Annotated in this window: 14 protein-coding genes; 5 read left to right on the top strand and 9 right to left on the bottom strand. The window is 72.5% G+C overall.

The genetic code is table 11. The features are described from left to right. Positions 1-106: 106 nt before the first annotated feature. The 9 genes from ABGB10_RS17940 to ABGB10_RS17980 form a co-directional block, all read right to left on the bottom strand. Positions 107-1,270: an acyl-CoA dehydrogenase gene (locus ABGB10_RS17940; RefSeq protein WP_347661986.1), complete on the bottom strand. Its 1,164-nt coding sequence runs from the start codon at positions 1,268-1,270 to the stop codon at positions 107-109. A 15-nt stretch (positions 1,271-1,285) separates the two neighbouring features. Next, on the bottom strand, positions 1,286-3,307 hold the full coding sequence (locus ABGB10_RS17945) for a biotin carboxylase N-terminal domain-containing protein (RefSeq protein WP_347661987.1): 2,022 nt from the start codon (positions 3,305-3,307) through the stop codon (positions 1,286-1,288). Positions 3,308-3,318: 11 nt separating this feature from the next. After that, the gene (locus ABGB10_RS17950; protein ID WP_347661988.1) at positions 3,319-4,920 is read right to left on the bottom strand and encodes a carboxyl transferase domain-containing protein; all 1,602 of its coding nucleotides are present in this window, start codon (positions 4,918-4,920) and stop codon (positions 3,319-3,321) included. After that, positions 4,917-6,113, bottom strand: a complete 1,197-nt coding sequence (locus ABGB10_RS17955) for an acyl-CoA dehydrogenase family protein (RefSeq protein WP_347661989.1) — start codon at positions 6,111-6,113, stop codon at positions 4,917-4,919. The genes ABGB10_RS17950 and ABGB10_RS17955 overlap by 4 nt, the downstream gene beginning before the upstream one ends. Beyond that, the gene (locus tag ABGB10_RS17960) at positions 6,110-7,804 is read right to left on the bottom strand and encodes an acyclic terpene utilization AtuA family protein (protein ID WP_347661990.1); all 1,695 of its coding nucleotides are present in this window, start codon (positions 7,802-7,804) and stop codon (positions 6,110-6,112) included. The genes ABGB10_RS17955 and ABGB10_RS17960 overlap by 4 nt, the downstream gene beginning before the upstream one ends. Further along, positions 7,801-8,598 carry a TIGR03084 family metal-binding protein gene (locus ABGB10_RS17965; RefSeq protein ID WP_347661991.1) on the bottom strand — a complete coding sequence of 266 codons (798 nt, stop codon included), beginning with the start codon at positions 8,596-8,598 and terminating at the stop codon, positions 7,801-7,803. Before ABGB10_RS17965 ends, ABGB10_RS17960 begins: the two co-directional genes overlap by 4 nt. Positions 8,599-8,636: 38 nt before the next feature. Continuing rightward, complete coding sequence (locus tag ABGB10_RS17970) at positions 8,637-9,242, bottom strand: TetR/AcrR family transcriptional regulator (protein WP_347661992.1); 606 nt, start codon at positions 9,240-9,242, stop codon at positions 8,637-8,639. Between the two features lie 365 nt (positions 9,243-9,607). After that, positions 9,608-10,351, bottom strand: coding sequence for a metallophosphoesterase family protein (locus ABGB10_RS17975; RefSeq protein ID WP_347661993.1), 744 nt, complete (start codon positions 10,349-10,351; stop codon positions 9,608-9,610). Between the two features lie 108 nt (positions 10,352-10,459). Then, on the bottom strand, positions 10,460-11,137 hold the full coding sequence (locus tag ABGB10_RS17980) for a Crp/Fnr family transcriptional regulator (protein ID WP_007466162.1): 678 nt from the start codon (positions 11,135-11,137) through the stop codon (positions 10,460-10,462). Positions 11,138-11,280: 143 nt separating this feature from the next. On the opposite strand from ABGB10_RS17980, the gene ABGB10_RS17985 reads away from it, so the two are divergent. Genes ABGB10_RS17985 through ABGB10_RS18005 form a run of 5 tightly spaced genes read left to right on the top strand, consistent with a single transcriptional unit; the run spans position 11,281 to position 15,331 of the window. After that, a complete protein-coding gene (locus ABGB10_RS17985) occupies positions 11,281-11,943 on the top strand; it encodes an adenosylcobinamide amidohydrolase (RefSeq protein WP_347661994.1) in 663 nt (220 codons plus the stop codon). 56 nt (positions 11,944-11,999) lie between these two features. After that, positions 12,000-13,178: a CapA family protein gene (locus ABGB10_RS17990; protein ID WP_347661995.1), complete on the top strand. Its 1,179-nt coding sequence runs from the start codon at positions 12,000-12,002 to the stop codon at positions 13,176-13,178. Between the two features lie 40 nt (positions 13,179-13,218). Then, on the top strand, positions 13,219-14,007 hold the full coding sequence (gene nth, locus ABGB10_RS17995; protein ID WP_347661996.1) for an endonuclease III: 789 nt from the start codon (positions 13,219-13,221) through the stop codon (positions 14,005-14,007). After that, the gene (locus ABGB10_RS18000) at positions 14,004-14,642 is read left to right on the top strand and encodes a redoxin domain-containing protein (RefSeq protein ID WP_347661997.1); all 639 of its coding nucleotides are present in this window, start codon (positions 14,004-14,006) and stop codon (positions 14,640-14,642) included. Before nth ends, ABGB10_RS18000 begins: the two co-directional genes overlap by 4 nt. Further along, positions 14,639-15,331 (top strand): CoA pyrophosphatase, encoded by a 693-nt coding sequence (locus ABGB10_RS18005; RefSeq protein ID WP_347661998.1) that lies wholly within the window; start codon positions 14,639-14,641, stop codon positions 15,329-15,331. Before ABGB10_RS18000 ends, ABGB10_RS18005 begins: the two co-directional genes overlap by 4 nt. Position 15,332 lies beyond the last annotated feature (1 nt).

Below are 15,332 nucleotides of genomic sequence, written 5' to 3' on the forward strand. Positions count from 1 at the left end.
TTCCTGGAAATCGGGGTGTCACTGGCCCCTCTCGGACACCCCGGAACCCAGGAAACCGAGTCGATCAACGGCCGGGCGGGCCGGCTCGGCCCGCCCGTCGGCGGGCTCAGTACGACTTGTCCTGGCCCAGGACGTGCTGGGCGACGAAGTTGAGGATCATCTCTCGGCTGACCGGGGCGATCCGGCCCGCCCGCACCGCGCCGAGCAACGTGGCCACCCCGTACTCGGTGGTCATGCCGGCCCCGCCGAGCACCTGGACGGCGGTGTCCACGGCGAGCGCGGCGGCCTCCCCGGCCGCGTACTTGGCCATGTTGCCGGCCACCCCGGCCTCCAGGTCGCGGCCGGCGTCGTACAGGGTGGCCGCCTTCTGGATCATGAGGCGGGCCAGCTCCACCTGCACCGCCGCGTGTGCCAGCGGATGCGAGACGCCCTGGTGGGAGCCGATGCTCCGGCCACCCCACACCGTGCGGGTGGCGGTGTACTCGCTGGCCCGCTCGATGGCGTACCGGCCGGTGCCGGCCCCCATCGCGGCCACGGTGATCCGCTCCGGGTTGAGCCCGGCGAAGAGCGCCGGGAGCCCGGCGTCCAGCGACTCGCCGACCAACGCGTCGGCGGGCACGCGCACGTCGTCCAGGTAGAGCAGGAACTGGTTCTCCGGGGACACGATCTCCATGTCCAGCTTGGACCGGGTCAACCCGGCCGCGTCGGTCGGCACCAGGAACAGCGCCGGCTTCAACTTGCCGGTGGAGGAATCCTCGGTACGGGCCACCACCAGCACGTGCCCGGCCTCGTCGACCCCGGAGATGTAGCACTTGCGGCCGTTCAGCAGCCAGCCGTCGCCGTCGCGGCGCGCCACCGTGCCGAGCCGGTGGAAGTTGGAGCCGGCCTCCGGCTCGGTGATCGCGAAGACGATCTTCTGGGACCCGTCGGCGAGGCCCGGCAGGTGCCGCTTGCGCTGCTCCTCGGTGCCGTGCCGGTTGAGCACGGTGGCCGCGATGGCGGGTGAGACGACCAGCAGCAGCAGCGGGCAGCCGGCCGCCGCCAACTCCTCGCAGACGATGGCCAGGTCGGTGATGCCGCCACCGCCACCGCCGTACTCGGTCGGGATGTTGACCCCCAGGTAGCCGAGCCGGCCGGCCTCGGCCCAGAGTTCGGTGGTGTGCTCGCCGGCCTTCGCTTTCTCGACGAAGTAACCATGGCCGTAGCGACGGCCCAACGCCCGCACGGCGTCCCGTAGCTGGTCCTGCTCGGGGGTGAGATCGAAGGTCATCGGGGGTCCTCCTCTTCAGTTGTCGATGACGGCCAGCACGGCGCCGGTGCGCACCTGACCACCGGCCGGCACCGGCAACTCGGCGACCACGCCGTCGGTCGGGGCGAGCACGGGATGTTCCAGCTTCATCGCTTCCAGCGTGAGCAGCGGATCGCCCGCCGCGACCCGCTGGCCGACCTGGACGTGTACCCGGGTCACCGCGCCGGGGAGCGGCGCAAGCAGCGACCCGGCCGGCACCTCCGCGACGGGCAGCGGGAGCCGTGGCAGCTCGGTCAGGCTCGCCGCGCCGTCCGGGCCGTCCACGAAGACCGCCGACCCCACCCGGTGTACGCGGTACGCGCGCCGAACCCCGTCGACGTCGAGCACCACCCGATCCGGCGTCGCCTCGACCAGCTCGACGGCGGGCCGCTCGGCGCGGTCGTCGGTGGCACCGGGTTGGCTGGCGGCGTCGCGCTCGTCGGTGTCGTACTCGGCGGACCACTCGGCGAGTCGGCCCGTGCGGTCCAGCCGGTAGCGGACCTCGATCTCACCCTCCGGCAGGCCGAACCGGGTGACCTGCGGGACGGCCGGCACGTTGCGCCACCCAGACGGCAGCCCGCCGAGCACAGGTGCGGTCGACCGCCGGTGCGCCGCGGCCGCCAGTGCGGCGGCGAGGGCGGTGACCGGAAGCTGGTCGGCGGCGAGCAGCGGCGCGAAGACCTCGGGGTGCCGGTCCAGAAAGCCGGTGTCGATCTCGGCCGCCGCGAACTCCGGACTGCGGAGCACCCGGACCAGCAGATCGCGGTTGGTCGCCACCCCGTGCACCTCGGCCCGGGCCAGCGCGCCCGCGAGTGCACGGACCGCCTCGGACCGGGTCGGCGCCACGGCGATCACCTTGGCGAGCAGCGAGTCGTAGTGCACGCCCACCTCCGAGCCCGCCACCACCCCGGAGTCCAGCCGCAGACCGGACCGCTGGAGCCAGCCGAACTCGCGGTCCACCCCCGGCACGTCGAAGCGGTGCAGGGTGCCCGTGGCGGGCCGCCAGCCCTGTGCCGGATCCTCGGCGCACAGTCGCACCTCGATCGCGCAGCCACGCGCGGCGGGGTAGTAGCCGTGCTCGGGCAGCGGGTCGCCCTCGGCCACCAGCAGCTGCAGCCGGACGAGGTCCAGCCCGACCGGGGTGACCAGCTCGGTGACGGGGTGCTCCACCTGGAGGCGGGTGTTCATCTCCAGGAAGAAGAACTCCCCGGTCGGTGCCAGCAGGAACTCCACCGTCCCGGCGCTCACGTAGTCCACCGCGCGCCCGGCCGCCACCGCCGCCTCGTGCAGCCGCTCCCGCAGCTCCGCGCCGATGACCCCGGGCGCCTCCTCGATGATCTTCTGGTGCCGGCGTTGGATCGAGCACTCCCGGACACCGAGAGCCGCGACCGTACCGTGGGTGTCGCCGAAGATCTGCACCTCGACGTGCCGGCCGCGTTCGACGTACCGCTCGATGAAGACCGTGCCGTCGCCGAACGCCGCAGCCGCCTCGCGGCGCGCGGACGCCACGGCCTCGGCCAGGTCCCCGGCGTTCCGGACGATCCGCATGCCCCGGCCGCCGCCACCGGCGGACGCCTTCACCAGCACCGGGAACTCGGTGACCGCGTCGGTGTCGGTCCAACTCGGCAGCATCGGCACACCCGCGTCGGCCAGCAACGCCTTCGCCGCCAACTTGTCACCCATCGCGGCGATCACCTTGGCGGGTGGGCCGACCCAGGTCAGCCCGGCGTCGGTCACCGCCGCCGCGAACTCGGCGTTCTCGGCGAGGAAGCCGTAACCGGGATGGACCGCGTCCGCGCCGGTGCGCCGGGCCGCGTCCAGGAGCAGGTCGACCCGCAGGTACGTCTCGGCCGGAGTGTTCCCGGGCAGCCGGACCGCCTGGTCGGCCTCCCGGACGAACGGCGCCGCCGCGTCCGCGTCCGAGTGCACGGCGACCGTCTCCACGCCCAGTGCACGGCAGGTCGCGAAGACCCGACGCGCGATCTCTCCCCGGTTGGCCACGAGCAAACGTTCGATCATCGGTTGACCCCTCACATCCGGAAGATGCCGTAGCCGTCGGCACCCTTGACGGGCCCGCTGTGGATCGCCGAGAGGCAGAGCCCGAGGACGGTCCGGGTGTCCCGAGGGTCGATCACCCCGTCGTCGTAGAGCCGGCCGGACAGGAACAACGCGCCCGACTGCGACTCGATCTGCTGCTCGACCATCATCCGCATCGCCGCGTCGGACTCCTCGTCGTAGTCGCGCCCCCGCGCAGCCGCCGCCTGCCGGGCCACGATGGAGAGCACCCCGGCGAGCTGCGCCGGTCCCATCACCGCCGACTTCGCGTTCGGCCAGGTGAACAGGAACCTCGGCTCGTACGCGCGGCCACACATGCCGTAGTTGCCAGCCCCGTACGAGGCGCCCAGGTTCACCGTCAGGTGGGGCACCGTCGAGTTGGACACCGCATTGATCATCAAAGCGCCGTGCTTGATGATGCCGCGCTGCTCGTACTCGGTGCCGACCATGTAGCCGGTGGTGTTCTGCAGGAAGATCAGCGGGGTGTCGGCGGCATTCGCGAGCTGGATGAACTGGGCCGCCTTCTGCGCCTCCTCGCTGAACAGCACCCCACGGGCGTTGGCCAGCACGCCCACCGGATAGCCGTGCAGCTCGCCCCAGCCGGTGACCAAGGCGTTCCCGTACGCCGGTTTGAACTCGTCGAAGTCGCTGCCGTCGAGGATCCGGGCCAGCACCTCACGCGGGTCGAACGGCACCTTCAGGTCGGCGCTGGTGATGCCGAGCAGCTCCTCCGGGTCGTACTTCGGTGGCTGCGGCACCGCCGAACGCGGCAACGGGCCCTGCTTGCGCCAGTTCAACCGGCGTACGCACTGCCGGGCCAGCCGGATGCCGTCGCGCTCGTCCTCCGCCAGATAGTCGGCCAGTCCGGACGTGCCGGCGTGCATCTCCGCCCCACCCAACGACTCGTCGTCGGTGACCTCGCCGGTCGCCATCTTCACCAGCGGCGGCCCGGCCAGGTAGACCTGCGACCGGTCCCGAATCATGATCACGTGGTCGGACATCCCCGGCACGTACGCGCCACCGGCCGTGGCGTTGCCGAAGACCACGCTGACCGTGGGGATGCCCGCCGCCGAGAGCCGGGTCAGGTCACGGAACACCCGGCCACCCGGGATGAAGATCTCCGCCTGGGTGGGCAGGTCCGCCCCGGCCGACTCGACCAGGTTGACCATCGGCAGCCGGTTGGCCAGCGCGATCTCACCGGCCCGCCGGGTCTTGGCGAGGGACCACGGGTTGACCGCACCGCCGCGTACCGTCGGGTCGTTCGCGACGATCAGGCACTCCACCCCCTCGACCACCCCGATCCCGGTGACCACACTGGCCCCGACCGGGAAGTCCGTGCCGAACGCGGCGACCGGCGACAACTCCAGGAACGGGCTGTCCGCGTCCACCAGCAGCTCGATGCGCTCCCGAGGCAGCAACTTGCCGCGCGCGTGGTGCCGGGACACGTACTTCTCGCCCCCACCGGCCCGAGCCTGGTCCAGGGCGGCATCCAGCTCCGCCAACCGTTCCAGCAGAGCCGCCCGGTTCGCCGCGTACCCGGGTGACGTCGGGTCGATCGCGCTGTCCAGAGTGCTCACAGGCCCATGCCCTTCGCGATGATCTCGTTCATGATCTCGGTGGTGCCGCCGCCGATGCCGAGGATCCGCGCGTCGCGGTAGTGCCGCTCCACCTCCGCGTCGCGCAGGTAGCCGAAGCCGCCGTGCAGTTGCAACGCCTGGTCGACGACGTGGTCGCAGGCGGCCACCGCCACGTTCTTCGCCATCGCCACCTCGGTCACCACCGGCTCGCCGGCGGCGACCCGGTCGGCCACCTCGTGCACGTACGACCGGGCCGCCTCGGCCCGGGTGTGCATCTCCGCCAGCCGGTGCCGGATCAACTGTCGGCTGGCCAGCGGACGACCGAAGGTCTCCCGGTCCCGGCACCACCGCACGGCCAGCTCGACGCAGCGCTGCGCGGTCGCGTACGCCTGGGTGGCCAGCGAGAGCCGTTCCGCGGCGAAGTTCTGCATGATCGCCAGGAAGCCGGTGTCCTCCGCGCCGATCCGGTTGGCCACCGGCACCCGCACGTCGACGAACGACAGCTCGGCCGTGTCCGAGCAGTGCCAGCCCAGCTTCTCCAACCGGCGTCCCACGGTGAACCCGGGCAGCCCCTTGTCGACGACCAGCAGGGTGAGCGCGCCGCTGCCGGGGAAGTCGGTGCAGACCGCAGTGGTCACGAAGTCGGCCCGGTGCCCACTGGTGATGTACGTCTTCGACCCGTTCACCACGTAGTGGTCGCCGTCCCGACGAGCCGTGGTGCGGATGCCGGCCACGTCGGAGCCGCCGTCCGGTTCGGTGATCGCCAGCGCGCCGATCATCGTGCCGGCGAGGGTGGGCCGGACGTACCGCTCGATCAGCCCCTCGTCACTCGGGGACGACGTGCCGCCGAGTGTGCCGCCCAGCGAGCCACCGGTGCGAGCGCCGGCCGCCGCCACCATGTGCGGCAACGCGATGCCGTGCGTGAACAGGGCCGCCACCAGCCCGGACGAGCCACCCGAGCGGATCAGCTCCTCGGTCACGATGATCGAGTCGAGCAGGTCACCGCCGCTGCCGCCGACCGACTCGGGGAAGCCGATGCCGAGCAGGCCGATCTTCGCGGCGGTGGCGTGCAGCGCCCGGGGCACCTCGCCGGCCCGCTCCCAGTCGTCCAGGTGCGGCAAGACCTCACGGGTCACGAAGGCGCGGGTCAGCTCCCGCAGTTGCCGCCGCTCCGGAGTGTCCACGATGCTCATCGGGTCACCCCGGTAGCCCCGGTCGGCCCGGTCGGCACGTCGGCGGGTAGGTCGACGAGCCGGGCGCGCAGCAGCTCACCGAGCGCCTTGGCCTGCGGGTCGAACCGGGTGGACGCGGCCACCCCCGCACCGAGCAGGCCCTCGATGACGAAGTTGACCGCGCGCAGGTTCGGCAACTCGTAGCGCCGCACCGGCAGCGGCGCGGTCTCCGGCAGCAGCTCGGCCAGGCGCGCGACGGTCAACCAGTCCCGCAGCCATGCGTACGCGGCGTCGTTGCGCGCCCAGACGCCGAGGTTGGCATCTCCGCCCTTGTCCCCGGAGCGCGCGCCGACCAGTTCGCCGAGCGCGCCCCGCCGGGTCGGACCGCCGACCGCCACGTTCCCGCCCGGGGTCGTCTCGTCCTCCGGCGTGGGTGCGGTGCTGGTCGGCGGGGCAATCGGCACCCGCTCACCACCGGGCAGCACCGCGACCTGGGCCACGGCGTCCTGCGGCACCTCGTCGGCGGTGAAGACGCCGTACGGTGTCGCGTCGCCGGGCAGGGTCGTCAGCGTGCAGCCCGGGTACGAGGCGAGGGCCAGCTCCACCGCGGCGGCCGAGAAGGCCCGGCCGGCTCGTGTCTTGTCACCGTGCCGTAGGTGTACGTGCAGCAGCGCGCTGGCCGCCTCGGTGTCGGCGGCATCCGGGTGGTCGGTGCGGGCCAGCGTGAACTCCAGCCCGTCCTTGCCCACCGCCTCCTCGACCTGCCCGCGCACCAGCGCCGCCTTCGCCTCGATGTCCAGTCCGCAGAGGACGAACGTCATCGAGTTGCGGAAGCCACCGAGGTTGTTGACGCCCACCTTCAGCGTGGCCGGTGGCGGGGTGCCCCGGACGCCGGAGACCCGGACCCGATCTGGTCCGTCCGGGCTCAGCGTCACCGTGTCCAGTCGGGTGACCACGTCCGGCCCCAGGTACGCCGGCCCACCGACCTCGTAGAGCAGTTGCGCGGTGACCGTCTCCACGGTGACCGCGCCACCGGTGCCGGGATGCTTGGTGAGCACTGCCGAACCGTCGGCGTGCACCTCGGCGATCGGGAAACCGGGCCGGTGCCCGCCGTCGGGCAGTTCGGTGAAGAAGCTGAAGTTTCCTCCGGTGACCTGTGCGCCGCACTCGACGAGGTGCCCCGCGACGGTCGCCCCGGCCAACTGGTCGAGATCGTCGCGGCTCCACCCGTACCGGGCGATGGCCGGGCCGACCACCAGCGACGCGTCGGTGACCCGGCCGGTGACCACCACGTCCGCGCCGCCGTCGAGGCAGGCGGCGATCCCGAACGCGCCCAGGTAGGCGTTGGCGCTCAACGCGTCCGTCCGTTGGATCGTGTCGCCCTCGACGTACCCCACCTTGGCGGGCAGGCCCAGCCGGGCGGCGAGGGAGTCGATGGCGGTGGCCAGACCGGCGGGGTTCAACCCCCCGGCGTTGGTCACGATCCGCACCCCACGCTCCAGGGCCGTGCCGAGACAGGTCTCCAGTTGACGAAGGAACGTCTTCGCGTAGCCCAGGTCGGGGTCGCGCAGTCGGTCCCGGGCGAGGATCAGCATGGTCAACTCGGCCAGGTAGTCACCGGTCAGCACGTCCAGTTCACCGCCGTCGAGCATCTCCCGCCAGGCGGTGAACCGGTCGCCGTAGAAGCCGGAGGCGTTGCCGACGCGGATCACGCTCGTACCCCGTCTCCGCCAGCCGGCTCACGGCCGACACCCGGCGGCCCGGCGAAAGCCTGCGCCACGTCGAGCCACTCGTCGGCCACCGGGCCGGTGGCGACCAGGGCGAGGTCCGCGCGGTGGCGGCGCTGGGTGACCAGCAGGCAGAAGTCCCGAGCCGGGCCGGTCACCCGGTCGGCGGCGTCCGCCGGGCCCCAACTCCACGTGTCGTCGCCGGGCCCGACCAGCTCGACCCGGACCGGCGTCGTCGGCGCCGCCCGGCCGTGGGCGGCGAAGCCGTGCCCGAGGGTACGCACACCGAGGTGCGCGACGTGCCGCAGCCGCTCGCTGTCGGGGCGGCCGACGCCGAGGGTGTTCGCCACGTCCTCACCGTGTGCCCAGGTCTCCATGAGCCGGGCGGTGGCCATCGAGGTGGCCGACATCCGGGTGCCGTACCAGGGCAGCTTCTCGCCGGCCGGGACGGCGTCCAGCGCGTCGGCCAGCGCCGACCGGCCGGCCCGCCAGCGGTGGAGCAGTTCCACCGGCGGGGCGAGGAATTCCTCGGCACCCGCGTCGACGAGCCGGGTCGCGTCCGGTGCGGTGGTCACCGTCGCGTAGAACGCCTCGGGATCGGTGGCGGCCAGCAGCGCCACGTGGTCGGTCCAGGCGAGGTGGGCGATCTGGTGCCCGATGCTCCAGCCGGGCGCCGGAGTGGGCCGGGCCCAGTCGGCCGCCGGCAGTGGAGCCACCAGGGCGTCCAGTTGGGCGGACTCGGCGGCCAGATCCGCGAGCAGGTCGGTGAGGTCGACCATGGTGCCTCCGGTCGGTGGTGGGCCGGTGCGGCCGGCGGTCAGGGCGTGAGCAGGGTGGCGAGTTGGCGTTTCCAGGTGGCCAACAGGGCAGCACGACGGGCGGAGTCGTCGTTGAGCAGGTTGGCCACCCCGAGCCCGCGCAGCAGGTCGAGGGTGGCCTGCACCGCTTCGCGGACGCCGGGTCGACGCTCGTCGACGCCGAGCAGGGCAACGGTGAGTCGGTGCATCTCCCGGCCGACTGTCGCTTCCAGCGGCACCAGGGCGTCCCGAAGCTCCCGGTCGGTGCGGGCGGCGACCCACAGTTCGAGAGCGGCCACGAACAGCGGCCCGGTGAACGCCACGCCGAGCAGGTCGATCACCCGGTCGAGGCGCTGCGGGCCGGCCGGCAACGCCTCGGCCTCGGTGCGCAACTCGGCGGCCCGCCGCTCGGCGAGATGGGCGACGGCGGCCGTCACCAGGGCGGCCTTCGTCGGGTAGTGGTGCAACTGGGCCCCGCGCGAGACACCGGCCCGGGCGGCGACGACTGTCGTCGTGGTGCCGGACCAGCCGTGCTCGATCAGGCAGTCGACGGTCGCCTCGAGCAGTCGGGCCTGGGTGGCGCGGCTGCGTTCCTGCTGAGGGACTCGCGTCGATGTGGGAGGCACGCGAACAGCCTGCGTTCTGATAAACAAACAGTCAAGACTGACTTTTTCTGGCCTCGGTGTCGTGCCGTCGAGCTCGCTGCGGCGCTGCGGCGCTGCGGCGCAGCGGTCGGCGGTGCGGCAGTGGGGCTCAGGATGGGGTGGTCGCGGTGTGCTGGCCGCCTTTGGAGCTGATAACACAGACGAGTCATCCGCCAGTCGGCGTTGCTGGCGGACCTGTGGGTCGGATCTGTTGGTCGCTTCCGGTCACGTCCGCGGGTCACTGGCGTCGATGTCGCAAACGATTCAGCTCCAAAGGCACGCAGCCCCAGGTTCCAACTGTTGCGTCAGTGTCTCGGAGGGCTCGGGGGTCGAAGGCTGCCGGCGCGTCAGCGGCCGTCGCGGGGGCCGAAGACGGCCAGCGCGTCGGCGTCGCTGTGCTGGGAGCGCAGGTACTCGTCGGCCCAGGTCGCGGCGTCGGGGAAGGTCGACTCCGCCGCCACCCGGGCGCACGCCACGTCCACGTCGAAGGCGGTACGGCGTAGTTCGACGCCCGGCCCGAGGAGTGCCCACCACGCGCCCGCGCCCCCGTACGGCATGCCGATGCTGCCCGGGTTGACCACCAGGCGTCGGTCCACCAGTCGGGTGAAGGGCATGTGCGTGTGGCCGCAGACCACCGTCGTGACCTCGGCCGGTAGACCGGCGAACACCTCGGCCCAGCGCGACATCCGGGAGTCGACGAGCACGACCTCCTCGTCGTCCCGAGGGGTGGCGTGACAGAACAACGTTGGCCCGAGACCGTCGATCGCGAACGTCGCCGTCGCCGGCAGGGTCGCGAGACGGGCCACCTGGTCGTCGCGGAGCTGCCCGGCCGCCCAGTTCGACACCTCGATCGACGCGGGTTTCCCGGCTCGCGCCTCGACCAGCTCACGGTCGGCGTTGCCGCCCACCCAGCAGACCCGTTCACCCAGGTCGGCGAGCACGTCCAGCACTTCGACCGGCTGTGGGCCGGCCGCGATGTCGCCGGTCAGCACGATCAGGTCGGCGGCGGCGACGTCCGGCTCGGCCAGCACGGCCTCCAACGCGGGGAGTACGCCATGGATGTCGGAGAGCACAGCAACCCTGTTCACCATGGCCCCACCCTCACCGCTCCGGCCGGCCCCGACCAGTGTTTCTGCGCCGGGCAGACGAAACGTCCCCGCCTACCGTCGGTGACGGGAGACGGGGACGGGCCGTACGGCTCAGACGCGGGCGCGACGGGCCAGGCGCTCCGGGTCCAGGATGATGATGCTCTTGCCGTCCAGCCGAAGCCATCCGCGCGAGGCGAAGTCGGCCAGGGCCTTGTTGACCGTCTCCCGGGAGGCACCGACGAGCTGGGCGATCTCCTCCTGGGTGAGGTCGTGGGTCACCCGCAGGACGCCGCCGTCGCGGGTGCCGAACCGTCCCGCCATCTGCAGCAGGTTCTTGGCGACCCGACCCGGCACGTCCGTGAAGATCAGGTCGGCGAGCGAGTCGTTGGTCCGACGCAGCCGCCGGGCGAGCACCCGGAGCAACTGCTCGGCGATCTCCGGGCGGTTGTTCAGCCACGGGCGCAGCGCCTGCTTGCGCAGTCGCACCAACCGGGTGTCGGTCACCGCGGTGGCGGTCGCCGTACGCGGACCAGGGTCGAAGAGCGACAGCTCACCCACCATGTCCGACGGCCCCATCACCGCGATCAGGTTCTGCCGGCCGTCCGCTGCGCGGCGACCAACCTTGATCTTCCCGGACAGCAGGATATAGAGGCTGTCGCCGGGCTCGCCCTCGTTGAAGACGATCTCGCCCTTGCGGACCTCGATCGTCTCCATCTCCTTGGCGAGCGCCTCGGCAGCTTCCGGGTCGACACCCTGGAAGATCCCGCTGCGGGCCAGTACCTCGTCCATCGCGCACCTCCGGTTGTGCGGGCCGTCCGTCGGCCGGGGTCGCCGTCCGCTGATCCCCTCGCGCGCCGCCAAGTCTAGGCGCACATGAGCATGAATCAGAGGTCGCCCCTGGAATCGTGATCGGTGGGCGTAACCTGCCCGACGTGCTGAGCGACCCGACTCTGACCAGCCGTGCCGAGGACGGGCGGGACATTCCGCTGCTCGTCTGGCGCGCGGACGTGCCCCTGCGGGCCGTCAGCAGCGGCCCGCTGGGCGGTGGCATAGGGGTCCGGCGCTGGGTGCTGAACGCGACCGTACCCATGTCGTACGACCGCGGTGACCCCGCCGCGCACCTGGCGGCCCTCGCCGCCGACCTCGCCCTCGACGGGCCCGGGGTCGGCCTGCTGACCGGGGTGCACGTCGGCGAGGTGGTGGCGCGGACCGACACCGGGGTGCGGGCCTGGGCGACGGTGGGGCTCGGCACGCCGGTGCTCGCGGCCGCGCCGACGCCGGCCGGGCTCGTCCAGCGGGTCGGCACGGTCAACATCGTGGTGTACGTGCCGGGTCGGCTCGCCGACTCGGCACTGGTCAACGCGGTGGCCACGGCGACCGAGGCGAAAACCCAGGCGATCAGCGCGTTGGGTCTGCCCGGAACCGGCACCCCGACCGACGCGGTCACCGTGCTCTGCCCGGTGGACGGGCCGGAGGCCGCGTACGGGGGGCCGCGCTCCCGTTGGGGTGCCCCGCTGGCTCGCGCGGTGCACGCGGCGGTGCTCGCCGGGGGTTCCCGGGCGGTTGTGCCCTGGTCAGAGCAGCTCACCGGCTGAAGATTCGACCGATCGGCTGTCGTCGGCGCGTTTACGGCCCGGTAGGGTCGCGGACGATGTACGCTCCCGCCCCCCTCGCGTCCCGCCCGCGTCGCCGCGTCGCCCTCGGCCTCGCCGCGCTGCTGGCCGCCCTGCTCGTCGCCGGCTGTTCCGACGCGGGCGGCGAGGCTCCCGTCTGGCAGCCCGGTGCCGGCGGCGGTGGCACCGGTGCTCCGGTGGCCACGGCCGAACCGGGTGCGACCGAGCCGGCGGCCTCCGGTGCGGACGCCGCGATCTCGCTCTCCGCCACCGGCGACATCATCATGGGCAACGCGCCGAGCCGCCTGCCCGCCGCCGGTGGGAAGGGCTTCTTCACCTCGGTCACCGAGGCGCTCAAGGCCGACCTGGTGATGGGCAACCTGGAAGAGCCGTTGACGGTGGACACCGGCACCGGCAAGTGCGGGGCCAACTCCACCCGCTGCTTCCAGTTCCGTGCGCCGCCGGAGTACGCGGCACACCTGCGCGACGCCGGCTTCGACCTGCTCAACCAGGCCAACAACCACGGGTACGACTACGGGCCGAAGGGCTACGAGAACACCCAGAAGGCGCTGGAGAAGTACGACCTGAAGCACACCGGCGCTCCGAACCAGATCACCGTGGTCGACGTCAAGGGCGTGAAGGTCGCGGTTGCCGGCTTCTCGTCGTACGTCTGGTCGAACAGCCTGGTCGACATCGCCAAGGCGAAGACGGTGGTCGCCAAGGCCGCCACCATGGCCGACCTGGTCGTGGTGCAGGTGCACATGGGTGGTGAGGGTGCGGAGAAGACCCGGGTGAAGCCGGGCACCGAGATGTTCCTGGGCGAGAACCGGGGCGACCCGGTCAAGTTCTCCCACGCCATGATCGACGCGGGTGCCGACCTGATCGTCGGGCACGGGCCGCACGTGCTGCGCGGGATGGAGTTCTACCAGGGACGCCTGATCGCGTACAGCCTGGGCAACTTCGCCGGCGGCGGCAACTCGCTGAACAACGACGGTCGCCTCGGCTGGGGCGGGGTGTTGAAGGTGTCGCTGAAGCCGGACGGCAGCTGGGCCGGCGGCTCGTTCACCTCGACGTACATGAACGACGCCGGCAAGCCGACGATGGACCCGAACAAGCGGGGCCTCGGTCTGGTCACCGAGTTGAGCCGCGCCGACTTCCCGAAGGCCGGCGCCCGGCTCGACGGGCAGGGCGAGATCTCGCCGCCCGCCGCCGGTTGACCCGTCGGGAACGTCCGGGGTGCGACGTAGGCTGACCGTCGTGACCAGTAGTCCTCCCGCCGCCAGCGAGACCGACCTAGGGCGCACACGCCGTGCCCGCAAGATCGGCCGGGTGCTGACCGAGACGCACCCCGACGCACATTGTGAGCTGGACCACTCCAACGCCCTGGAGTTGGCCGTCGCCACCATCCTCTCCGCGCAGTGCACGGACAAGAAGGTCAACGAGGTCACCCCCAAGCTCTTCGCCCGTTACCCGAGCGCCGCGGCGTACGCCGGGGCCGACCGGGGCGAGATGGAGGAGCTGATCCGGCCCACCGGCTTCTACCGCAACAAGACGGACTCGCTGCTCAAGCTCGGGCAGGCCCTCGTCGACAGGTACGACGGGCAGGTCCCCGGCCGGCTCGTCGACCTGGTGACGCTGCCCGGCATCGGCCGCAAGACCGCCAACGTGATCCTCGGCAACGCCTTCGACGTCCCGGGCATCACCGTCGACACGCACTTCCAGCGGCTGGTCCACAGGTGGCGGCTGACCACCGAGACCGACCCGGTGAAGATCGAGCATGCGGTCGGCGCGCTCTACCCCAAGCGCGAGTGGACCATGCTGTCGCACCGGATCATCTTCCACGGGCGACGGGTCTGCCACGCCCGCAAGCCGGCCTGCGGGGCGTGCACGCTCGCGAAACTCTGCCCCTCGTACGGCACCGGGCCGACCGAGCCGGCTGCCGCCGCCAAGCTGCTCAAGGGTCCCCGGGCCCGCGACCTCGCGGTGGCCGCCGGGGTCGACCCGGATCTGGTGCCCGCCCAGGCGGTCGCCGCGGAGGTGCCGTGAACCGCCGCCTCGCCCTGTTCGTCCTGCCGCTGCTGCTGGTCGTGGCCGGCTGCACCGGAGGCACGGCCGACGACGACCCGGCCCCCCGCCCGGCCGCCGCCGAACGACCCTCGCCGTTCCGCGACTGCGCCACGCTGGCCACGACGCCCACGCCCGCGTCACCCGGCTCCGGTACGCCGACCCCCGGCACGACGGCCCCTGCCGCTGGTGGGCAGGCGCTGCCGGAGCTGACGCTGTCCTGCTTCACCGGTGGGGCTCCGGTCGCACTGCGCTCCGTCGCCGGGCCGGCGGTGATCAACGTGTGGGCATCCTGGTGCCCGCCGTGCCGCAAGGAGTTGCCCGCCTTCCAGCGGCTCAGCGAGCGGGTCGCCGGTCAGCTCCAGGTCGTCGGGGTCAACAGCCGGGACAGCCGCAGCGGCGCCCAGTCCATCGGTGAGGACTTCGGCGTCCGGTTCCCGATCCTGGTGGACCAGGGCGAGGCGCTGCAACGCGAGCTGAGGCGCAACGCCATCCCCCTGACCCTCTTCGTCGACGCCGACGGCCGGATCCGGCACATCGACGCCACCGGCGCGCTCGACGATGCCCAACTCGCCAAGCTGGTCCGCCAGCACCTCGGTCTGACGGTGCCGGCGTGACCCGTCGACCACCCGAGTGGTGCGAGCCGCTGCTGACCCGGCTGGGCACCGCCCGCGCCGAGGACTTCACCCGGTTGACCACCCCGGCCGAGGGCGGCCGGGAGAGCGCCGTGCTGGTGCTGCTCGGCGAGCAGCCCGGCGCCGGCCCCGACGTGTTGGTCCTGCAACGCGCCGCCACCCTGCGTACCCACGCCGGCCAGCCGGCCTTTCCGGGCGGTGCGGCCGACCCGGAGGACGCCGACGTGCGCGCCACCGCGCTGCGCGAGGCGAACGAGGAGGTCGGTCTCGACCCGACGAGCGTGACCGTCCTCGCCGAGCTGCCGAAACTGTGGATCCCGGTCAGTGACTTCGTGGTCACCCCGGTGCTGGCCTGGTGGCACGACCCGCACCCGGTACATCCCCGGGAGCCCGCCGAGGTGGCACACGTCGCCCGGCTGCCGGTCAGCGAGTTGGTCGACCCGGCCAACCGGCTGCGGGTCCGCCACCCGAGCGGATGGATCGGGCCGGCGTTCTCGGCACGCGGGATGCTCGTCTGGGGCTTCACCGCCGGGGTGCTGGCCACGCTGTTGGAGATGGGTGGCTGGGCGCGTCCGTGGCCGCGCGACCGGGTGGTCGAGCTGCCACCGAGCGGGGCGACCCCGGCGCCGTCGGCGGGCACCGACGAGGCTGACGAGACAGCCCTACGCTGAC

Source organism: Micromonospora sp. B9E7 (assembly GCF_039871815.1).
Classification (GTDB): Bacteria; Actinomycetota; Actinomycetes; order Mycobacteriales; family Micromonosporaceae; genus Micromonospora.